This is a genomic window from Paracoccus yibinensis, assembly GCF_030846195.1.
Lineage (GTDB): Bacteria > Pseudomonadota > Alphaproteobacteria > Rhodobacterales > Rhodobacteraceae > Paracoccus > Paracoccus yibinensis.
The window spans coordinates 618,982-640,094 of record NZ_JAVCWH010000003.1 but is presented as its reverse complement, the minus strand read 5'-3'; the positions used below and the strand labels follow the sequence as shown (position 1 = coordinate 640,094).

The window sequence follows — 21,113 nt, the reverse complement described above, 5'->3', positions numbered from 1 at the left end:
CTGCGACATCAAGGACCCCTCCCAGAACATCGTCTGGACAACCCCCCAGGGCGGCGACGGGCCGAATTACCCGAATATGTGATGAGAAGGGCGGGGGGCGGCGTTGCCCCGCGCCCGGCGGCGCGTTAGGGTCGGGCAAACGCTTTCGTGACTTTCCGGGATGGACGCCGTGACAATGACCCGCCCGAATCTGGCCCTGATCGCCGCCTTTCTGGCGGCCCTGTCGCTGCCTGCACAGGCCCAGGACCGGCCCGAGCCGCGCCCTGACGCGGAGACGCCTGACACCGCCGCAGCGCAATCCCAGCCTGCGCCCCTGACATTCGGCCTGGCTGGACCGTTCCTGGCCGCGCGCATGGCGACGGTGGAAAACGACTTCCAGGCCGCCGCGCGTTTCTTCGTGCAGGCGGTGGCCCATGACCCCGACGACCGCTTCCTGCAAGACAGCGCCCTGGTCGCCCTGGTGTCGGCAGGAGAGATCGACCGCGCCGTCGCACTTGCCGCCCGCATCGGGTCCGAGGGGGAGCCGACCGAACTGTCGCACCTGATCCAGCGCGCCAGCCTGGTCCATTCCGGCGATTGGGCCGGGCTTCTGGCCGATGTGGGCACCCCGTCCGACGCGGAAGCCCAGGCCGACCTGCTGGCCGGGATGCTGCGGGGCTGGGGGCTTCTGGGCGCGGGCAAGGCATCCGAGGCCCTGGCCGAATTCGAGCGCCTGTCCAAGCTGGAGGGCGTCGCGCCGATGGTGAACTACCACCTCGCCCTGGCCCGCGCCCTGGTCGGCGACTATGAAGGGGCCGAGGCGCTGCTGGCCGACGACATAACCGGCGCGCATATCCTGGGCTTCACCGCCCGCGCCCAGATCCTGACCCAGCTCGAGCGTCGGGACGAGGCCGTGGCCATGATCGAAGCCGTCCCCGGCGTCGAGGCCGAGCCGCAGCTTCTGGCCCTGCGCGACCGCATCAAGGCGGGCCAGCCGGTGGCCTTCGACGTGGTCAAGACCCCGGCGGACGGGATTGCGCAGGTGTTTCTGACCTTCGCGTCGGCCCTGCTGTCCAGCCCGGATCCCGAGCCGCTGTCGCTGATCCATGCCCGGCTGGCCGCCTGGCTGTCGCCCGACACCGCCGAGGCGCGGCTGATGGTCGCCCAGATCCTTCAGGAGCGCCAGCAGTTCGACCTGGCCGAACCCGAGTATGATGCCCTGCGCCGGATGGGACAGATGCGTCCCGCCGCCGAGCTGTCGCGCATCGACACCCTGTCGCGCGCCGGACGCACCGATGAGGCAGGCAAGGCCGCGCTGTCCCTGACGGCCGCCTATCCCGACCTGCCACAGGCCTGGATCGCGCTGGGCGACCTTTTGCGCCAGCAGGAAAAATTCGCCCAGGCCGTGCCCGCCTATGACAAGGCCTTGGCAATGTTGGAAGACGCCCCGGCGGATGCCCGGTGGTTCCCGCTTTATGCGCGCGGCATTGCCCTGGAACGGTCCGGCCAGTTCGACCGGGCCGAGGCCGATTTCCTGGCCGCCCTCGAAATCCGCCCGGACCAGGCCAGCCTTCTGAACTACCTGGGCTACAGCTGGATCGACCGGAACGAAAATCTGGATCGTGCCTTGGATATGATCCAGAAGGCGGTGCAGCTTTCGCCCGACGACGGCTATATCCTTGATTCGCTGGCCTGGGCCTATTACCGACTGGGCCGCTATGACGAGGCGGTCGCGCCAATGGAACGTGCGATCCTGACCATGTCGCAGGATCCTCTGGTCAATGACCACCTGGGCGACATCTATTGGAAGGTGGGCCGCCACCGCGAGGCCGAGATCCAGTGGCAGCGTGCGCTGTCGCTGGACCCGACCGAGACGGACGATGTCGATCCCGCCCGCATCCGCGCCAAACTGGAGCGGGGCCTTGACGCCGTGCTGGCCGAGGAAGCAGCAGCCCCCGTCGATGCCCCGGCGCCCGCCCCGCAGGCCGCGGCGAACAACTGATTCATGCCCATCCTTGAGGCTGCGCCGGCCAAGCTGAACCTTGCGCTGCATGTGACCGGCCGCCGTGCCGACGGCTATCACCTGCTGGATTCGCTGGTGGCTTTCGCGGGTCTGGGCGACATGGTCGTGCTGGAACCAGGACCCTTGTCCCTGCGGATCGAAGGACCGTTCGCGGCGGGTTTGCCGGTCAGTGACGACAACCTCTGCCTGCGCGCGGCGCGCCTGGCCGGGGCGGCAGCCGCGATCCGGCTGACCAAGAACCTGCCGGTGGCCTCGGGCATCGGCGGAGGATCGGCGGATGCGGCCGCCGTGCTGCGGGGGCTGGTGCGCATGGGGCATGCGCTTCCCACAGGCACGGAACGGCTGGGGGCGGATGTGCCGGTCTGCCTGGCATCCAGCCCCGCGCGGATGCAGGGCGTCGGGGAAATCGTCACCCCCCTGGACCCCTTGCCGCAGGTGTCGCTGGTGCTTGTCAATCCCGGCGTGGCCGTTTCGACGCCCCAGGTCTTTGCCGCGATGGCGCGGCGGAACAATCCGGGCCTGCCCCCCATCCCGCGCTTTGCCGGGCTTGCCGACCTGGCGGGCTGGCTGGCGCAGACGCGCAACGACCTGGAACCTGCCGCCCTGTCGGTCGCCCCAGTCATCGGGCAGGTGCTGGACGCCCTGCGCGCCACGGGCGCCGCTTTCGTCCGCATGTCGGGATCGGGGGCCACCTGCTTTGGCTTTTATGACAGCGCGAACCGTGCCGAAATTGCCGCCAGCGCATTGAAACAGCATGGCTGGTGGGCGGCCGCGACGGAACTGGCGCCCCCCCTGACGCCCCGCTAGACTGGCGCGAAACTGCCTTTGGGGGAACCATGCTGCGTCTGGGCGTCAACATCGATCACGTCGCAACCATCCGCAACGCGCGCGGCACGCCCTGGCCCGACCCGCTGCGCGCCGCCCGCCTGGCCGAGGAGGCGGGCGCCGACGGCATTACCGCCCATCTGCGAGAGGATCGCCGCCATATCAGCGATGCCGACATCGACGCGCTGATGGCGAACCTGACGCTGCCCCTGAACCTGGAAATGGCCGCCACGGCGGAGATGCAGGCGATTGCTCTGCGCCACCGCCCCCATGCTGTCTGCATCGTCCCCGAAAAGCGCGAGGAACGCACCACGGAAGGAGGCCTGGACGTGGCGGGAAACGAGGCGATGCTGGCCGACTTCATCGCCCCCCTGCGCGAGGCGGGCTGCCGCGTGTCGCTGTTCATCGGCCATGACCCCGCCCAGATCGAAGCCGCCGCCCGCATCGGCGCGGCGGTGGTGGAACTGCACACCGGCGCCTATTGCGACCTGGACACCGAAGGCCGTCACGCCGAACGCGATGCCGAACTGGCGGGTCTGGTCGAAGGGGCGCGGCTGGCCGACGGCCTGGGGCTGGAGGTTCACGCGGGCCACGGCCTGACCTTCGACACGGTTGGACCCATCGCCGCCATCCCGCAGGTCAAGGAACTGAACATCGGCCATTTCCTGATCGCGGAGTCCGTCTTTATCGGTCTTGGCGGTGCGATCCGCCAGATGCGGCGCTGCATGGACGAGGCGCAGCGTGAATGACTTCCGACATGTCGACTATCACAAGCTGAACGCCCGACAGAAGGAATTGCACAACTTTCACAAGATTGCGGCGCGGCTGGCAGATTACGGCTTCCACTCCATGTGGCTCAGCGACGATTGGCAGGGGGCCGACTTCATCGCCTGCCATATCGACGGCGCGACGATTCTGCGGGTGCAGTTGAAGGCACGGATGGTGCTTGATCGGAAATACTTGGGAAAGGGCCTGCACATCGCCTTTCGCGACGGTGAGCGAATCTTTGTTTATCCTCACGACGCGCTGCTGGATTGGGTGCGCACACGGAACCTGATGGATGAGACCAGAACTTTCTGGCAGGACCAGGGCATTCGTAGCTGGGCAAGGCTTCCTTCCTGGGCCGAAGACTTCCTTGTTCCCTTCTTTGAGATCAAAGCAGTAAGACAATGATCCTCGGCATCGGCACCGACCTTGCCAATATCGACCGCATCGCGGGCACGCTGGACCGTTTCGGCGACCGCTTCCGCACCCGCGTCTTCACGCCCACCGAACTAGCCAAGGCCGCGCGCCGCAAGGATGAGGCGGGGACGCTGGCCAAACGCTGGGCCGCGAAGGAGGCATGCAGCAAGGCGCTTGGCACCGGGCTTGCGATGGGCATCAGCTGGCGCGACATGGCGGTCAGCAACCTGCGATCGGGGCAGCCTGTGATGGAACTGACCGGATGGGCCGCCGACCGGCTGGCTGCGATGACTCCGCCGGGCCATCATGCCATCGTTCACGTCACCTTGACCGACGATCATCCCTGGGCACAGGCTTTCGTGGTGATCGAGGCGCGGCCCGGCACGCCGCAACCTTGACTTTGCGTCCCGCCAATGGCCTAGAACGCGCGAAGCGGCCATTCGCCCGCGCAAGTTGACGAAGGACGACATCATGGCCGACAGCACGGCGGGCAAGAAAAAGGAAGGCATCTGGGAAACGGTCAAGACCGTGTTCTGGGCGCTTGTCATCGCGGGCATCTTCCGCACGCTGTTCTTCCAGCCCTTCTGGATTCCGTCCGGGTCGATGAAGGACACGCTGCTGATCGGCGACTTCCTGTTCGTCAACAAGATGGCTTATGGCTATTCCCGGTATTCCTGCCCCTTCTCGATCTGCCCGATCAGCGGCCGCATCCTGGGGTCGGAACCCGAACGCGGCGATGTGGTGGTGTTCCGCCACCCGACGCGCGGCGTCGATTTCATCAAGCGGCTGATCGGCCTGCCGGGCGACACCGTCCAGATGCGCGACGGCCGGTTGTGGATCAACGGCGAGGAAGTGCCCGTCACCCCGGCCGGCGATTTTGTCGAGATCAAGGAACAGCAGGGACCGCAGGGGCTGATCCCGCGCTGCGTCAACGACCCGGTGCCCGAGGGCGGTCAGTGCATCAAGCAGCGCTTCACCGAAACCCTGCCGGGCGGACGCAGCCATGATATCCTCAATATCACCGACGGGTCCTTCGCCGACGACACGCCGACCTTCACGGTCCCCGAGGGTCAGTATTTCTTCATGGGCGACAACCGCGACAATTCCGAGGATTCGCGTTTCCCGCAGGAAATCGGCGGCCTTGGCTTCGTGCCCGCCGAATACCTGATCGGGCGGGCCGACCGGATCATGTTCTCTTCTGCAGGCCGGTCGCTTCTGTATTTCTGGACCTGGCGGGCCGACCGCTTCTTCAAGGCGGTGGAGTGAAACCGGGCGCCGACATCCGCGCCTTCATGGCCCGGCTGGGGCACGACTTCGCGCGTCCCGAACTTCTGGTGCGCGCCCTGACGCATGGCTCCATCGCCAGTGCGACCCGGCCCGACAACCAGCGGCTGGAATTCCTGGGCGACCGGGTGTTGGGGCTGGTCATGGCCGAGGCGCTGTTCGACGCCGACAAGTCTGCAAGCGAGGGCCAGCTTGCCCCCCGCTACAACGCCCTTGTGCGCGGCGAAACCTGCGCGGCCATCGCCCGCCACATCGGCTTGGGCGAGGTGCTGAAGCTGGGCCGGTCCGAGATGATGTCGGGCGGCCGCCGGAAAGAGGCGCTGCTGGCCGACGCGATGGAGGCCGTGCTGGCGGCGATCTATCTTGACGCGGGCTTCGAGGCGGCGCGCCGGGTCGTGCTGCGGCTTTGGGCCGACCGGCTGGACACGCTGGAGGACGATCCCCGCGACGCCAAGACCGCGCTTCAGGAATGGGCGCAGGCCAACGGGATGCCTCCGCCCGTCTATGAACAAACCGAACGCAGCGGCCCGGATCACGCGCCGATCTTCCTGATCACCGCGCGCCTGGCCGACGGGCAACAGGCACAGGCCAAGGGCGCGGGCACGAAACGCAGCATCGAACAGGCCGCCGCGCAGGCGCTGCTGGACCGGCTGGAGGGCCGCGCATGACCGATACCGACATCACCCATCCCGAAGGCCAGACCCGCGCGGGCTTCGTCGCCCTGATCGGCGAACCCAATGCCGGGAAGTCCACGCTTCTGAACCAGATGGTCGGGGCCAAGGTCAGCATCGTCACCCACAAGGTGCAGACCACCCGCGCCCGCATCCGCGGCATCGCGATCCATGACGCGGCGCAGATCGTCTTCGTGGACACGCCCGGCATCTTCCGCCCGCGCCGCCGCCTGGACCGGTCCATGGTCAAGGCCGCCTGGGGCGGGGCGGCGGACGCCGACATCATCCTGCTGCTGGTCGAGGCGCATCGCGGGTTGACCGAAGGCGCCAAGGCCATCATCGAATCCCTGAAGGGCCTGGACAGCCAGACGCCCGTGGGGCTGGTCATCAACAAGATCGACCGCGTGAAGGCCGAAACCCTGCTGGCGCTGTCGGCTGAACTGAACGCGGCCTTCCCCTTTGTGCAGACCTTCATGATCAGCGCCGAAAAGGGCTATGGCTGCGACCAGTTGCGCGACTGGCTGGCCGAGACCTTGCCGGAAAGCCCTTGGCTCTACCCCGAGGACCAGATCGCCGACCTGCCGATGCGCATGATCGCGGCCGAAATCACCCGCGAAAAGCTGACCCTGCGCCTGCACGAGGAAATCCCCTATCAGCTGACGGTGGAAACCGAGGCCTGGGAGGAGCGCAAGGACGGGTCGGCACGCGTCGATCAGGTCGTCTATGTCGCGCGTCCCGGCCACAAGGGCATTGTCCTGGGCAAGGGCGGCGAGACGATCAAGGCCGTGGGCCAGGCTGCCCGGGCCGAACTGGAAGAATTCATGGGCCGCCGCGTCCATCTGTTCCTGCAGGTGAAGGTGCGCGAGAACTGGCTGGACGAGGCCGAGCGTTACAACGAAATGGGGCTCGACTTCCGCGACGGCGATGCCTGAAGCCCGGCTGGCGACGGGCATCTGGGTTTCGGCCTATCTGGCGCGCCTGGGGCTGGCGAACATCCCCGCCTATGTGACCGCACGGGGCGACGGGACGGCGGGCGCGGTGCTGGTGAAATGCGCGCATCTGGACGGCACTGCCGCGCTTTACGGCCGCGAGTGGGACTTCGACACCGACAGCCGCCCATGGCAGGTCATCGCGCAAGGCCCTGAACGCGAGGTCGATCAGGCCATTGCCCGGCAGCGCGGCTTCGATCCCGACCTGTGGGTTGTCGAGATCGAGAGCCGGGACGGGCGCACGCTTCTGGACGAAGCGGGGCTTGCGTGATCCATCTGGCGCGGGCCGCTGTTGCAGCCTATGCAATCAGGCATGAGAAACGCGACCCCCTCGGGTGATTCCCTGCCGGGCCTGATCCTGGCCATTGCGACCTATGTGATGTGGGGCTTTCTGCCGCTGTTCATGAAGCAGCTGGCCCATGTCCCCCCGTCCGAGGTCATCGCCCATCGGGTCCTGTGGTCCCTGCCCATCGCGCTTGCGGTCCTGATCTGGCAGCGCCGGTCGGCCGAGGTGATGGCGGCGCTGCGCCAGCCGCGCCTTCTGGGCATGGCGCTGATCACCGCTGCGCTGATTTCCGTGAACTGGATGATCTATGTCTGGGCGGTGGGCAACAATCACGCACTTGACGCGGCGCTTGGATACTACATCAACCCGCTGTTCAGCATCCTGATGGGGGCCACGCTGCTGCGCGAACGCCTGAACCGGGCGCAGATGGTGGCGATCGCGCTTGCCTCGCTTGCGGTGGTGGTGCTGACGGTGCAACTGGGGCGTCTGCCGCTGGTCGCGATCGGGCTGATGCTGACCTGGGGCTTCTATGCCTATTGCAAGAAAAGCCTGCCGCTGGGTCCGACCCAGGGATTCACGCTGGAGGTTCTGCTGCTGGCGCCGCTGGCCCTGGCTTATGTGATCTGGCTGACGGTCAGCGGCCAGTCGCATTTCGCCGCCGGCAGCACATGGGACACGCTGCTGCTGATCGGCTGCGGCCCGGTGACGGCCGTGCCGCTGATCTGCTATGCGACGGCGGCCAAGCAGCTGCGGCTGTCCACCATCGGCATCCTGCAATACATCGCGCCCACCATGATCTTCCTGACCGCGGTGCTGATCTTTGGCGAACCCTTCGGCACGGCGCAGATGATCGCCTTCCCGATGATCTGGGCGGCCCTGGTGATCTATACACTGTCGATGCTGCGCGGGGCAGGGGCGCGGCGGCGGGCGATGACCTGACTTGGCACGGCCTTGCCCGCGTGCCAAGCTGGCCAGGTCACCGGAGGTTCCATGTCCCTGACCCGCCAACGCATCACGCTTGTCACGCTGGGCGTGGCCGACATGGACCGCGCGCGGCGGTTCTATGAAACCTGGGGCTGGATGCCGCATGGCAGTTCGCAACCGGGCGTGACCTTCTATCAGATGAACGGCGCGGTGCTGGCCCTGTTCGGGCTGGCCGATCTTGCCACCGACCAGGGGCGGCCCGGCGCGCGTCTGGGCACCGGGGCGATCACCTTGGCGCAGAACTGCGCCGACGACGCCGAAACCGATACGGTCTTCCAGGCGGCGGTGGATGCGGGCGCGGCGGTCCTGAAGCGGCCCGAGAAGGTTTTCTGGGGCGGCTATTCCGGCTATTTCGCCGATCCCGACGGCCATGTCTGGGAAATCGCGACCAATCCCTTCTGGCCGCTGTCCCCTGACGGGTCGCTGACCCTTCCTGCCGCCTGATGGAGTGGCAGGCCGAAGGCACCGTCCTGGCGCGCCGCCCGCATGGCGAGACGGCAGTGATCCTGGACGTATTGACCGACCTGCATGGCCGCCATTCCGGGCTGGTGCCCGGCGGCGTGTCGCAAAAGCGCGCGGCGATGCTGCAACCTGGCTCGCGGCTGGATCTGCGATGGCGGGCACGCCGCGACGACCAGCTGGGCACCTTTGCCGTCGAACCCCTGCGGCTGCGGTCTGGGTTGTTGGCCGATCCGCTGGCCCTGGCGGGGTTGAACGCGGTCTGTTCGCTGCTGGTCTTTGCCCTGCCGGAACGCGATCCGCATCCGGTTCTGGCACGCGATACGGAACGCCTGCTGGACCTGATGGAAACCGGCACGGACTGGGGCAACGATTACCTGCAATGGGAAATGCGCCTGCTGGACGAGATGGGCTTCGGCCTGGACCTGACATCCTGCGCGGTCACGGGCGCCCAGCAGGGATTGGCCTATGTCAGCCCCAGGTCAGGCCGCGCGGTCAGCCGCGAAGGGGCGGGGGAATGGGCCGACCGGCTGCTGCCCCTGCCGGGCATCCTGGGCGGTGCGGGCGACAACCGCGGGTATGGCCTGGCCGAGGGGCTGGCGATCACCGGGCATTTCCTGACGGCGCGGATCGCCGGAGAACTGGTGGGCCGTCCCGTTCCTGCGGCCCGCCATCGTCTTGTGGACCGGCTGACGCGCGGCCAGCCGAAAAGGGATCACTGACCGGCGCGCGCCTGATCCAGCGCAGTCACCTGCGCCTGCGCCCCGGTCACGCCGCGTTCGAAGATCAGCCAGGTCAGGGGCGATTTCACCTTCAGCACGCCGCCATAGTATTCCATCTCGGTCGCCGATTGCAGAACCTCGAAGAAGCGGTTCTCGATCGTGGCGTTCTTGCCGCAGGGCACGTTGGTCTTTTGCAGCGGCGACAGCGCCACAAGCGGCAGTTCCGCATTGTTGATGGCGCCATAGCCATTGCACGGCCCACGGCCCGAAATGCTTTTCTCGGCAATGGTCAGCGTCATGTTGCGCAGCGGCACCGTCGCGCCGTCCATGCCGACCAGGGCATAATCGCCACCCGGAATGAAGCCGCGATCATCCGGCGACACGGGCGGGGTCGGTTCGCAAGCGGCAAGGGCGAATGCTGCGGCGGTCAGCGCGCCGAATGTGCCGAAACGGGCAAGGCGGGACATGAGGAAAGCTCCTGTAGGCGATCGTCCAAGGGGAATGCGGCAAAACCGCTTTGGTTGCAGCACCCTAGACGAAACGCAGTCAGCCTAACAGCCGCCGGGCGATCACTTGCGCCTGAATTTCCGCGGCACCCTCAAAAATATTCAGGATGCGTGCATCGCACAACACCCGGCTGATCTGGTATTCCAGGGCAAAGCCGTTGCCGCCGTGGATCTGCAAGGCGTTGTCGGCACTGGCCCAGGCCACCCGGGCGCCCAGCAGCTTGGCCATCCCGGCTTCCAGGTCGCAGCGATGGCCGTGGTCCTTTTCCCAGGCGCTGAAATAGGTCAGCTGGCGGGCGATCATGATTTCCACCGCCATCATCGCCAGCTTGTCGGCCACGCGCGGGAAGGCGATCAGCGGCTTGCCGAACTGCTTGCGATCCAGCGCGTATTGCAGGCCCAGTTCCAGGGCGTTCTGCGCGACCCCGATGGCGCGGGCGGCGGTCTGGATGCGGGCGGATTCGAAGGTCTGCATCAGCTGCTTGAAGCCCTGGCCGGTGACGCCGCCCAGCAGGTTCTCTGCACCGACCTGGAAGCCGTCGAAGCCAAGCTCGTATTCCTTCATGCCGCGATAGCCCAGCACCTCGATTTCCCCGCCAGTCATGCCGGGGGTGGGGAAGGGGTTGTCGTCGGTGCCCGGCGTCTTTTCGGCCAGGAACATCGACAGGCCCCGGTAATCGGTGGTGTCGGGATCGGTGCGGGCCAGCAGCGTCATCACATGGGTGCGCGCGGCATGGGTGATCCAGGTCTTGTTGCCGGTGATGGTCCAGGTGTCGCCGTCCAGAACCGCCCGCGTGCGCAGGCTGCCCAGGTCGCTGCCGGTATTGGGTTCGGTGAAGACCGCCGTGGGCAGGATCTCCCCCGAGGCAAGGCGCGGCAGCCAGTGGGCCTTCTGCGCGTCCGTGCCGCCGCCCAGGATCAGTTCGGCCGCAATCTCGCTGCGCGTGCCCAGCGAACCCACGCCGATATAGCCGCGCGACAGTTCCTCGCTGACCACCACCATCGCGGCCTTCGACATGCCCAGGCCGCCGAACTCCTCGGGGATGGTCAGGCCGAAAACGCCAAGCTCGGCCAGTTCCGCGATGATCTCCATCGGGATCAGTTCGTCCTTCAGGTGCCAGCCATGGGCGTGCGGGACCACCTTGTCATCGGCCCAGCGGCGGAACTGGTCGCGGATCATCTCCAGATCCTCGTCCAAACCCGAGGCACCGAAGGTCGCGCTGCCCTTGTTCTCGGCGATCAGGGCGGCAAGCCGGGCGCGGGCCTCGGGCGTGTTGCCGGCCATCAGGGCGCGGGCTGCATCGGACGGCTGCCAGTCGATGCCCAGATCCGACAGGCGGGCGAATTCCGTCTGGCTCATCGGGATACCGCCCATGATCTGGGTCAGGTATTCGCCAAAGCCGATCCGCGTGATCAGGCCCTCGATCTCTCCGCTGACACGCCCGGACCATGCCGCAAGTTGGCGCAGCGATTCGACATAGGTCGCCAGCCAGGACAGCGCGTGGGCCATGTGCTGGTGGCGTTCAAGCGCCTCGGCATCGATCCTGCCCGCGGGCGAGACTGCGGCGCGCACGCTTTCCGTCGCGCGCGATTGCAGGTCGGCAAGCTCGGTCAGGACGGTGTCGAATTGGTGCGGCATGTCTTTCATGGATTCGGACCCCGTTGCGGCATTGCAGCATGGGTAACGCCTTCGCATCCGCAGCGCAACAATAATGCGCTGCATGGTTTCAAGTTGAACGAATGTGACCGCAACGATGCCGGTGAATGCGGCATTTTCATTCCGTGTAAGGGCGGCTAGCTTGCCTGGCATGTTTGGACTGGATCCCTGGCAATTCTGGACGATCTTCGCCGTCACGGGCTTTGCGGGCTTCGTGAAGGGCGCGATCGGCTTTGCCATGCCGCTGATCATGGCCTCGGCCTTCGCGTCCCTGTTGCCGCCGCAGGTGGCGCTTGCCGCGCTGATCCTGCCGGTGCTGACCACCAACATCCACCAGGCGCTGCGCCAGGGACCGGCTGCGGCCCTTCAGTCCACCCGCAATTTCCGCTGGCATATCGGCATGGTGCTGGTCTTCCTGATGGTGTCGGCGGGGCTGGCGAAACAGATCCCGCAGGCGCTGATGTATGCGCTGCTGGGCCTGCCGATCCTGGCCTTCGCGCTGTGGCAGTTGGCGGGCCGGCCGATGACCCTGCCCATCCACCACCGACGCCGGGCCGAGATCGCGACCGGCATCGTCGGCGGGCTTTACGGCGGGGTGTCGGGCATCTGGGGACCGCCCTTGGTGGTCCTGCTGCTGTCGCTGGGCGTGGACAAGCGCGAACAGGTCCGCGTCCAGGGGGTGGTCTTCCTGCTGGGGGCGGCCGGGCTGACCGCCGCCCACCTGGTCTCGGGCATTCTGAACGCGCAGACGATCCCGCTCTCGGCGGTGCTCTGCATCCCGGCCTTCGGGGGGATGCTGGCGGGCTTTGCCTTGCAGGACCGCATGGATGTCGCACAATTCCGCCGCTGGACGTTGATCCTTCTGGTCATCACCGGCCTGAACCTTGTCCGCCGCGCCCTTTCAGACTGGATTTGACATGATCGATGCCGCCGACCTGACCGCCCGCCTGATCCGCTGCCCCTCTGTCACGCCGGAAGAAGGCGGCGCCCTGGTGCTGCTGGGCGACCTGCTGGCGGATGCGGGGTTCGAGGTGCACCGCGTCGATCGCAACGGCACGCCCAACCTGTTTGCCCGGTGGGGCCGCAAGGGGGCGCGTGCCCTGGGCTTCAACGGCCATACCGACGTCGTCCCCCCCGGCGACCTGGGGTCCTGGACCCACCCCCCCTTCAGCGGCCATGTCGAGGACGGGATCATCTGGGGACGCGGCGCCACCGACATGAAGTCTGGCGTCGCGGCCTTTGTCGCCGCCGCCATCGACTTCGTGCGCGAAACGCCGCCCGACGGCGCGGTGATCCTGACCATTACCGGGGACGAGGAAGGCACCTCGCGCGACGGCACCATCGCGATCCTCGACTGGATGGAGGCGAATGGCGAGCGGATGGAGGTCTGCATCGTGGGCGAGCCTTCGAACCCCGAATACATGGGCGAGATGATGAAGATCGGGCGTCGCGGATCGGCGACCTACACCATCACCGCCAAGGGGGTGCAGGGTCACGCCGCCTATCCGCACCGCGCGAAGAACCCGCTGCACGCGCTGACGGCCTATCTGAACGACCTGATCGCCGCGCCGCTGGACGCGGGCACCGGCCACTTCGACCCGACCGGGTTGCAGATCACCAGCATCGACTGCGGCAACCCGGCCTCGAACGTGATCCCCGAAACGGCGCGGGCGGTGGTCAACATCCGCTTCAACGACCTCCATACCGGCGCCAGTCTGGAAGCCGAACTGAAGTCCCGCGCCGCCCGCGTGACCGATGCGACCGGCGTCAGCCTGACCATCGACAGCTATGTCAGCGGAGAGGCCTTCCTGACACAGCCCGGCCCCTTCGTCGATCTGGTGCAAAGCGTGGTCACGCAGGAAACGAACCGCCAGCCGGTGCTGTCCACCAGCGGCGGCACGTCCGACGCGCGCTTTGTCAAGAACCACTGCCCGGTGGTCGAATTCGGTCTGGTCGGCGCCTATATGCATCAGGTGGACGAACGCGTGCCCGTGGCGCAGGTCCAGCAGCTCAAGACCATCTACCAGCGGATTCTGGAAAAGTATTTCGAATGAAGATCGAACAGACCAACGACCTTGCCGCCTGCCTTGCCCTGCGCCGCACCGTGTTCATCGAGGAGCAGCGCGTTCCCGAGGATCGCGAGATCGACGGGCTGGACGACGGCGCCCTCCACCTGCTGGCGACCCAGGACGGCCGGCCCATCGGCAGCGCGCGCATCCTGCTGGACGGTGACACGGGCAAGATCGGCCGCGTCTGCGTTCTGCCCCAGGCGCGCGGCACTGGCTTGGGCGCGGCGCTGATCCGGGCCGCGCTTGATGTGCTGCGCGTGCAGCCGGGCATTACCCGTGCCAAGCTGGGCGCGCAGACCCATGCGCTCGGCTTTTATGAAAAGCTGGGCTTCACCGCCTATGGTCCCGTTTACGACGACGCGGGGATCCCGCATCGTGACATGACGCGCGACCTTTGAAGGACCGACACATGGCGCAGCTTCCCAGCAAGGAACAGATCATGGAATGGGTCGCGGAACATCCCGACGCCAATTCCAAGCGCGACATCGCCAAGGCCTTTGGCATCAAGGGCGCCGAGCGGATCGAACTGAAGCGCCTGCTGAAGGAACTGGAAGGCGAAGGCCATCTGGAGCGCCGCCGCCGCCATTACCTGGACGCCGAACGCCTGCCGCCGGTCACGGTGCTGGAACTGCTGCCGCCGGACGGATCGGGCGATCTGTTCGCGCGGCCGATGGAATGGCATGGCGACGGTCCGATGCCGCGCATCCTTTACGCCCCGCGCGACAGCGACCCGGCGCTTGGACGCGGCGACCGCTTCCTGGGCCGCCTGGTCGAGGTCCATGGCGAGGATTACCAATACCAGGCCCGCCTGATCCGCCGCATCACCGCAGCCCCCCACCGCATCACCGGCATCTTCCGCAAGGAAGCCGAGGGTGGCCGGATCATCCCCATCGACAAGGGCCAGGACAAGGAATGGCGCGTCCGGCCCGATGCCACCCAAGGCGCACAGAACGGCGAATTGGTGCAGGCCGAACAGGTCGGTCCCAAGGGCCGGCTGGGCCTGCCCACCGCGCGGATCATCGAACGGCTGGGCGATCCCTCCGCCCCGCGCGCGGTCAGCCTGATCGCCATCCACCAGCACGGCATTCCCGACGATTTCCCCGATGCCGTGATCGCCGAGGCCGAGGGCGCCAAGCCCGCCACCATGAAGAGCCGCGAGGATCTGCGCGATCTGCCGCTGGTCACCATCGACCCTTCCGACGCGCGCGACCATGACGACGCGGTGGCCGCCCATATCGAGGAGGACGGCGGCGCGACCATCTGGGTCGCCATCGCCGATGTCGCCCATTACGTGACGCCCGGTTCGGCCCTGGATCGCGAAGCCTGGCTGCGCGGCAACTCCACCTACTTCCCCGACCGCGTCGTGCCGATGCTGCCCGAAGCCCTGTCGGCCGACCTGTGTTCGCTGCACGAAGGCGTGGATCGGCCGGTCATCGCCGTGCGGATGCGGTTGGACGCGCAAGGCAACAAGATCAGCCACAACTTCCATCGCGGCATGATGAAAAGCCGCGCGAGCCTCGCCTATGAACAGGCACAGGCGGCGGCGGACGGCAAGCCGGATGCGCAGACGGAACCGCTGATGGACAGCGTCATTAAGCCGCTGTGGCACGCCTACGGATTGCTCAAGGAAGCCCGCGCCCGCCGTCAGCCGCTGGATCTGGACCTGCCGGAACGCCGGATCGAGTTGGCCCCGGACGGCCGCGTCAAGTCGGTCAACTTCCGCGAACGCTTCGACGCGCACCGCCTGATCGAGGAGTTCATGGTCCTGGCGAACGTCGCCGCAGCCGAGGAATTGACCCGCCGCCAGCGTCCCCTGCTGTTCCGCGTGCATGAGGAGCCAAGCCTCGCCAAGATCGACGCGCTGCGCGAGGTGGCCCAGGCATCCGGCTTCACGCTGGCCAAGGGGCAGGTGCTGCACACCAGCCACCTCAACCGCCTGCTGGCCCAGTCGGAAGGCACCGACTTTGATGAACTGATCAACATCTCCACCCTGCGGTCGATGACGCAGGCCTATTACCACCCCGAAAACTTTGGCCATTTCGGGCTGGCGCTGAAAAGCTACGCCCATTTCACCTCGCCCATCCGCCGCTATTCCGACCTGATCGTGCATCGCGCACTGATCAGCGGCCATGGCTGGGGCAAGGACGGCCTGTCTCCGCAGGATCTGGAACGGCTGTCGGAAACCGCCACCCATATCAGCGAGACCGAGCGCCGCAGCATGGCCGCCGAACGCGACACGACCGACCGCTATCTGGCCGCCTACCTCGCGGAACGCGTGGGATCAGAGATGACCGGCCGGATCAGCGGCGTCCAGAAGTTCGGCGCCTTCGTCAAGCTGGACGAAACCGGAGCCGACGGGCTGCTGCCGATCCGCGCCATCGGGAACGAATATTTCCACTTCGATCCCGACGCCCAGATGCTGATCGGCAGCGACACCGGACTGGAAATCGGCCTGGGCCAGCGCGTCACCGTGCGCCTGGCCGAGGCGATCCCGATGACCGGCGGTCTGACCTTGGACCTGCTGGAACTGGACGGCCAGCCCCTGCCGCGCGGTCCGCAAAAGGGCAAGCGCGGCCGTGGTCCCCGGCCCATGTCCACCAAGTCGCGGCTTGCGGAAATCAAGCGGGCTACCAAACGGCGCCGCAAGCGCTAGGCGCTGTTCATTCTGGCGGAAATATCCCGGGGGGGCATGGGGGGCTGGCCCCCCACGCCGTCAGCTTTCCCGGAATGCCCGGTTGAAGTAGTCCGCCAGCGGCTTGACCAGATAGGCCATGGGGCTGCGTTCGCCCGTCTGGATGAAGACCTCGACCGGCATGCCGGGGATCAGGGCCAGATCCCCCAGCTTCTCCAGCTGTTCGGCCGGGATCGTGACTTCGGCGCGGTAATAGGGCATCCGCGTCGCCTCATCCATCAACGCATCCGCCGACACCCGGCCCAACACGCCGTCGATTTCCGGCGTGGTGCGCGATGAAAAGGCCGAAAAACGCAGCACCACCGGCTGGCCGGCCTGCACCTCGTCCACATTGATAGTCGCCAGGCGTGCGCTTACGACCAGGGGACGGTCCTGCGGGATCACATAGAGAACCGGGTCGGCCGGACGGACCACCGACCGGGGGGTCGTCACCTGCATGTTGTAGATGACGCCCGCCGCCGGGGCGCGGATATCCAGGCGGCTGATCTGTTCGGTCAGGCTGCGGCGGCGTTCGGCCAGTTCCAGTTCGCGATAGCCCAGATCGCGCAACTCGGTTTCCGCTTCCTCGCGCCGTTCCGCGCCCAGGCGCAGCCGCTGGATGTCCAGTTCGGTCTGACGGGTTTCCGCAGCGGCCCGGCTGGCCTTCAGTTCGCCCACCTGGCCGTCCAGGCTTGCAGCCTCACGTTCCAGGGCCAGCACCCGCGACGCCTGCGCCAAGCCGCGATCCAGCAGGGATTGCTGGTCCTCCAGCTCCTCTCCGATCAATTCACGCTGGCGGTTGAGGGCGACGATCTGCGCGTCGATGCCCTCGACCTGCTGGCGGACCTGTTCGGATTGCTTTTCCAGCTGCTCGATCGACTGACGCAGGGTGTCGCGCCGGGTGTCGAACAGGCTGCGCTGGCCCTCGATCAGGGCTTGCAGATCGGCATCGCCTTCGGCGGCGGTCAGCAGCTCCTGCGGAATTTCCATGGTTTCCGCATCCGCTCGTTCCGCCTCGAGCCTTCCGCGGCGGGCAAGGATTTCGAAATACTGGCCTTCGACGATGGCATGTTCGGTTTGCAGCAGGCTGCCGTCCAGGCGGATCAGGGGCTGGCCCGCCTCGACCGTCTGGCCGTCCTTGACGAGGATCTCCTCGACCACGCCGCCGTCCGGGTGCTGGACGATCTGGCGCTGCTGTTCGACCTCGACCTGTCCGCTGGCCACGACGGCCCCCGAGATGCGGCTTTCCATCGCCCAGACGGTGAAGCCGCCCAGCAGAACGACAATGGCAATCAGCCCGGTCCAGAGCGCGCCGCGAACCGACCAGCGGGACGGATCGGGCGGCGTGATCGGCCGGGGCGGCGCAGGGGGTGCGGGCGGCTGGACCGGGGGGGCGGGCTGCGCCTCGGTCGGCTGGCGGGATGCGGCAGGGCCGGGGATCGGCGCGTCGGCGGGGGGTGCGATGCGGCTGGACAGGATGCCCGTCTGGATGCCCGTGGGACGCGGGGTGGGGTTCTGCCCGCCTTCGGGCTTTTGGTTCTCGTCGCTCATGATACGCCCCCTACGCGGCCGGCTTCCTGGGATTTCAGGATCTGCGCTGAATTCTGCACCATTTCCTGCAAGACCTTGTCGCGAGGCCCGAAGGCGCGGCGGATACCCTGTTCCATGACCAGAAGCAGGTCGCACTCGTTGATGGCCGCAGGCCGGTGCGCCATGATGATGACGCAGCCGTTCTGTGCCTTGACCCGCCGGATCGCCGCGTTCAGCGCCAGAGAGCCTTCGTTGTCCAGGTTCGAGTTCGGCTCGTCCAGCACCAGCATCACCGGGTCGGGATACAGGGCACGGGCAAGGCCGATCCGCTGGATCTGCCCGCCCGACAGGCGGCCTGCGGCCTGGCTGATGCGCGTGTCATAACCCTGCGGCAGATCCAGGATCATCTGATGCGCCGCCGCCGCCTGCGCCGCGCGCACCACGCGGGCCGGGTCCATGTCGGGCGACAGGCGGGCGATGTTTTCGGCAATCGTCCCGTCGAACAGCGTCACCTGCTGCGGCAGATAGCCGATCATGGTGCCCAGCACGTCGGGGTCGTATTGATCCAGCGTCGCGCCCCCCAGGCGGATCGACCCGGCCCCGACCGGCCAGGCACCGATCAATGCCTTGGCAAGCGTCGATTTGCCCGCGCCCGACGGCCCGATCACCCCGAGGGCCTGCCCCGGCGCGATCGCAAAGGACACGCCGCGCACGGTGGCGACATTCTGTCCCGGAGGCGCGACGGAAAGCTGGCGCACCTCGACTACGGCATCCGGGCGGGGCAGGGGGGTGTGGTTAACCTGCGCGGGCTGGCGCGACAACAGACGGGCGAGGCGCTCCCAGGCATCCTGGGATGCCTGAACCATGGGCCACCCGCCGACCAGTTGTTCGACCGGCGCCAGCGCGCGGCCCATCATGATCGAGCTGGCGATCATCGCGCCTGGGGTAACGGCCTGCTGCAGGACCAGCCAGGCCCCGGCGGCAAGCATGGCGCTTTGCAGGAACAGCCGGAAGGTCTTGGAAAAGACCGTAAAGCCCGACTGCAGATCGGCACCCCTGACGGACTGCTCCTGCGCCTCGGCCCGGGCCTTTCGCCAGCGGGCAAAGGTGGCCCCGCGCATTCCCAGAGCGCCGATCACCTCGCCTTCGTCGCGATAAAGATCGGCCATGCGCTGCGCCTGCGCCGAGGCGGTGGTGGACTGCTGCAAGGGCGCCTTGGTCAGCGTGCGGTTGGCCAGGGTGGACACCACCAGGATCGCCCCACCGACGGTCGCCACGATCCCCAGCAGCGGGTGGAAGATATAGACCGCCGCCAGGAACAGCGGCGCCCAGGGCAGGTCGAAGGCGGCCAGAAGCACGGGCGAGGCGATCAGCCGCTGGACCGTGTCCAGATCGCGCATCCCGCTGGCGGCCACCGCCGATTCGTCGCCGGAAATCGCCCCCTCGCGCAGGGCGGCGGTGAAGACCCGCCCTTCCAGCCGGTCCTGAAATCGCGCGGCAATGCGCTGCATGACGCGGGCGCGAATGAAATCCACGAAGCCCATCAACAGGAACAGGAACACCACCAGCACGAACAACGCCGTCAGCGTTTCGACCGACCGTGATGCCAGAACCCGGTCATACACCTGCAACATGAACAGCGGGCCAGTCAGCATCAGCAGGTTCACGACGGCCGAAAACAGCCCGACCGCGCCGAACAGGGGCAAGCCCGTGGCGCGCGCCTTGCGCAGTTCCTTGGCGCCATCCTGAAACGCGGGCGACTTGCTCATTCCATTCATCCTTCATGTTCCGCCGTCATGGCGGCCTTGCCGCAGGGCCTGCACGCCAGTATGCGATCCTTGCTGGCCTACTGTCATGCCCCCTGTGTTATTCCGAAAAGGTTAGGAGATCCTTTGCGTCCCTTGTCCCTTGTCGTTCCGCTGGCCCTGAGTGTGATTCTGGCGGGCTGCGCGTCGGAACCTGTGATGCAGGACGGCATTCGCGTCAACGACCCCTTTGAACAGCAAAACCGCCGTGTTCATGCCTTCAACAAGGCCTTCGATCAACGGGTGATCGCCCCCGTGGCGCGGCTCGCCTCGTCGGACGATGGGGCACAAGGGAAGGGGCGCGTGATGGATCTGGTCATCAATGCCGGATCGAACCTGTCGCTGCCCGGCAAGGTCGTGAACAGCGTGCTGCAAGGCCGCCCCGAACCTGCGATCAAGAACTTTTTCCGCTTTGCGGTCAATACGACAATCGGAATCGGGGGTCTGCTCGATCCTGCCGGCCAGGACTTCGGACTGCCGGAACAGGATACCGATTTCGGCGAGACCCTGGCCGTCTGGGGCGTCCCCGAAGGAGCCTATCTTGAACTGCCGATCCTGGGTCCATCGACCCAGCGGGACGCCGTGGGCAAGGTCGTGGATCTGGTCATCGACCCGGTCTATCACCTGCTGAACAGCGACGGCGCATGGGCGGCTTTTGGCTTACGGACGGCCTCAAAAGCCGGTGATCGGGCGCGGTTCGGCGACACGGTGGATAGTGTTCTGCAAGACAGTGCGGATAGCTATGCCCAGTTGCGGCTGATCTATCTGATGCACCGCCGCCATGAACTGAACGAGGAGGGGACCGAGATTGACCCATATGCCGAGACTGCCGATGATGCCATCGACCCCTATGCAGAATAGCAGGCGCGGCGTCCTGATGCTGCTGGGCGGTGCCGCCGCGTTGGGCATGGCGCCCCTGCGCGGGGCTTGGGCGCTGGATTCGAACCATGCCCATGCCCTGATCGACACCGCCCTGGGCGAGGTTTACGGCGTCATCAATTCCGGCAAGCCGCCCGCGCAGATGTATCGCGACTTCGAATCGATCTTTGCCCGCTATGCCGATGTGGACGTGATCGCCCGGTCCGCCCTTGGCCCCGCCGCGCGCCAGGCTGACCCTGCCGCGCTGGCTGCCTATACGCAGGCGTTTCAGGGCTATATCGGCCGCAAATACGGCAAGCGGTTCCGCGAATTCATCGGATCGAAGATCGAGGTGACGGGCGCGCGTCCGCTGAAAAGCTTCTATGCCGTCACCTCGGTCGCCTATCTGAACGGCCGCGCCCCGATGGAGGTCGAATGGCATGTGTCGGACAAGTCGGGCCGCGACAAGTTCTTCAACATCATCATTGAAGGCGTGAACATGCTGGCCAGCGAACGCGCCGAGATCAGCGCCATGCTGACCGCCCGGCGCGGCGACCTGGCGGGACTGACGGCTGATTTGCAGGCGGCGGGATAGCACCGCCTGCAAGGACCA

Annotated in this window: 23 protein-coding genes; 19 read left to right on the top strand and 4 right to left on the bottom strand. The window is 66.8% G+C overall.

Features of this window, described 5'->3' with window-relative positions:
- The 13 genes from RAH32_RS21520 to recO all read left to right on the top strand — a co-directional run.
- On the top strand, positions 1-82 hold an 82-nt coding region (locus RAH32_RS21520), incomplete at its 5' end, for a 4Fe-4S dicluster domain-containing protein (protein ID WP_373429703.1).
- 93 nt (positions 83-175) lie between these two features.
- Entirely contained in the window at positions 176-1,981 is a 1,806-nt protein-coding gene (locus tag RAH32_RS10240; RefSeq protein ID WP_306607696.1) for a tetratricopeptide repeat protein, read from the top strand.
- Between the two features lie 3 nt (positions 1,982-1,984).
- The gene (locus tag RAH32_RS10235) at positions 1,985-2,809 is read left to right on the top strand and encodes a 4-(cytidine 5'-diphospho)-2-C-methyl-D-erythritol kinase (protein WP_373429696.1); all 825 of its coding nucleotides are present in this window, start codon (positions 1,985-1,987) and stop codon (positions 2,807-2,809) included.
- 29 nt (positions 2,810-2,838) lie between these two features.
- Positions 2,839-3,576 carry a pyridoxine 5'-phosphate synthase gene (locus tag RAH32_RS10230; RefSeq protein ID WP_306607695.1) on the top strand — a complete coding sequence of 246 codons (738 nt, stop codon included), beginning with the start codon at positions 2,839-2,841 and terminating at the stop codon, positions 3,574-3,576.
- Positions 3,569-4,000 (top strand): hypothetical protein, encoded by a 432-nt coding sequence (locus RAH32_RS10225; RefSeq protein ID WP_306607693.1) that lies wholly within the window; start codon positions 3,569-3,571, stop codon positions 3,998-4,000. Before RAH32_RS10230 ends, RAH32_RS10225 begins: the two co-directional genes overlap by 8 nt.
- Entirely contained in the window at positions 3,997-4,407 is a 411-nt protein-coding gene (acpS, locus tag RAH32_RS10220) for a holo-ACP synthase (protein WP_306607691.1), read from the top strand. Before RAH32_RS10225 ends, acpS begins: the two co-directional genes overlap by 4 nt.
- Positions 4,408-4,480: 73 nt before the next feature.
- Positions 4,481-5,275, top strand: a complete 795-nt coding sequence (gene lepB, locus RAH32_RS10215; protein WP_306607689.1) for a signal peptidase I — start codon at positions 4,481-4,483, stop codon at positions 5,273-5,275.
- Positions 5,272-5,961: a ribonuclease III gene (gene rnc / locus RAH32_RS10210; RefSeq protein ID WP_306607687.1), complete on the top strand. Its 690-nt coding sequence runs from the start codon at positions 5,272-5,274 to the stop codon at positions 5,959-5,961. The genes lepB and rnc overlap by 4 nt, the downstream gene beginning before the upstream one ends.
- A complete protein-coding gene (era, locus tag RAH32_RS10205) occupies positions 5,958-6,896 on the top strand; it encodes a GTPase Era (RefSeq protein ID WP_306607685.1) in 939 nt (312 codons plus the stop codon). The genes rnc and era overlap by 4 nt, the downstream gene beginning before the upstream one ends.
- On the top strand, positions 6,889-7,224 hold the full coding sequence (locus RAH32_RS10200; RefSeq protein WP_306607683.1) for a DUF1491 family protein: 336 nt from the start codon (positions 6,889-6,891) through the stop codon (positions 7,222-7,224). The genes era and RAH32_RS10200 overlap by 8 nt, the downstream gene beginning before the upstream one ends.
- 42 nt (positions 7,225-7,266) lie before the next feature.
- On the top strand, positions 7,267-8,178 hold the full coding sequence (gene rarD / locus RAH32_RS10195; RefSeq protein ID WP_306607681.1) for an EamA family transporter RarD: 912 nt from the start codon (positions 7,267-7,269) through the stop codon (positions 8,176-8,178).
- Positions 8,179-8,235: 57 nt separating this feature from the next.
- Positions 8,236-8,667, top strand: coding sequence for a VOC family protein (locus RAH32_RS10190; RefSeq protein ID WP_306607763.1), 432 nt, complete (start codon positions 8,236-8,238; stop codon positions 8,665-8,667).
- Entirely contained in the window at positions 8,667-9,404 is a 738-nt protein-coding gene (recO, locus tag RAH32_RS10185) for a DNA repair protein RecO (protein WP_306607679.1), read from the top strand. Before RAH32_RS10190 ends, recO begins: the two co-directional genes overlap by 1 nt.
- On the opposite strand, the gene RAH32_RS10180 is transcribed toward recO, so the two are convergent.
- Both RAH32_RS10180 and RAH32_RS10175 read right to left on the bottom strand, forming a co-directional pair.
- Positions 9,398-9,871 (bottom strand): META domain-containing protein, encoded by a 474-nt coding sequence (locus RAH32_RS10180; RefSeq protein WP_306607677.1) that lies wholly within the window; start codon positions 9,869-9,871, stop codon positions 9,398-9,400. The genes recO and RAH32_RS10180 overlap by 7 nt on opposite strands.
- 79 nt (positions 9,872-9,950) lie before the next feature.
- Positions 9,951-11,549 (bottom strand): acyl-CoA dehydrogenase family protein, encoded by a 1,599-nt coding sequence (locus RAH32_RS10175; protein ID WP_306607675.1) that lies wholly within the window; start codon positions 11,547-11,549, stop codon positions 9,951-9,953.
- Positions 11,550-11,718: 169 nt separating this feature from the next.
- Between RAH32_RS10175 and RAH32_RS10170 the strand changes: the two genes are divergently transcribed.
- The 4 genes from RAH32_RS10170 to rnr are packed head-to-tail and all read left to right on the top strand — an operon-like array spanning position 11,719 to position 16,289.
- Positions 11,719-12,483: a sulfite exporter TauE/SafE family protein gene (locus RAH32_RS10170; protein WP_306607673.1), complete on the top strand. Its 765-nt coding sequence runs from the start codon at positions 11,719-11,721 to the stop codon at positions 12,481-12,483.
- Position 12,484: 1 nt separating this feature from the next.
- A complete protein-coding gene (dapE, locus tag RAH32_RS10165; RefSeq protein WP_306607671.1) occupies positions 12,485-13,621 on the top strand; it encodes a succinyl-diaminopimelate desuccinylase in 1,137 nt (378 codons plus the stop codon).
- Positions 13,618-14,034 (top strand): GNAT family N-acetyltransferase, encoded by a 417-nt coding sequence (locus RAH32_RS10160; RefSeq protein WP_306607669.1) that lies wholly within the window; start codon positions 13,618-13,620, stop codon positions 14,032-14,034. Before dapE ends, RAH32_RS10160 begins: the two co-directional genes overlap by 4 nt.
- 11 nt (positions 14,035-14,045) lie before the next feature.
- Positions 14,046-16,289 (top strand): ribonuclease R, encoded by a 2,244-nt coding sequence (gene rnr / locus RAH32_RS10155; protein ID WP_306607667.1) that lies wholly within the window; start codon positions 14,046-14,048, stop codon positions 16,287-16,289.
- Positions 16,290-16,349: 60 nt separating this feature from the next.
- Here the strand turns inward: rnr and RAH32_RS10150 are convergent, their stop codons facing one another.
- Both RAH32_RS10150 and RAH32_RS10145 read right to left on the bottom strand, forming a co-directional pair.
- Complete coding sequence (locus RAH32_RS10150; RefSeq protein WP_306607666.1) at positions 16,350-17,858, bottom strand: HlyD family type I secretion periplasmic adaptor subunit; 1,509 nt, start codon at positions 17,856-17,858, stop codon at positions 16,350-16,352.
- Positions 17,855-19,606, bottom strand: coding sequence for a type I secretion system permease/ATPase (locus RAH32_RS10145; protein WP_306607664.1), 1,752 nt, complete (start codon positions 19,604-19,606; stop codon positions 17,855-17,857). The genes RAH32_RS10150 and RAH32_RS10145 overlap by 4 nt, the downstream gene beginning before the upstream one ends.
- Before the next feature lie 195 nt (positions 19,607-19,801).
- Between RAH32_RS10145 and RAH32_RS10140 the strand changes: the two genes are divergently transcribed.
- Both RAH32_RS10140 and RAH32_RS10135 read left to right on the top strand, forming a co-directional pair.
- Entirely contained in the window at positions 19,802-20,503 is a 702-nt protein-coding gene (locus RAH32_RS10140; RefSeq protein ID WP_306607662.1) for an MlaA family lipoprotein, read from the top strand.
- A complete protein-coding gene (locus RAH32_RS10135) occupies positions 20,493-21,095 on the top strand; it encodes an MlaC/ttg2D family ABC transporter substrate-binding protein (RefSeq protein ID WP_373429695.1) in 603 nt (200 codons plus the stop codon). Before RAH32_RS10140 ends, RAH32_RS10135 begins: the two co-directional genes overlap by 11 nt.
- Positions 21,096-21,113: the final 18 nt, after the last annotated feature.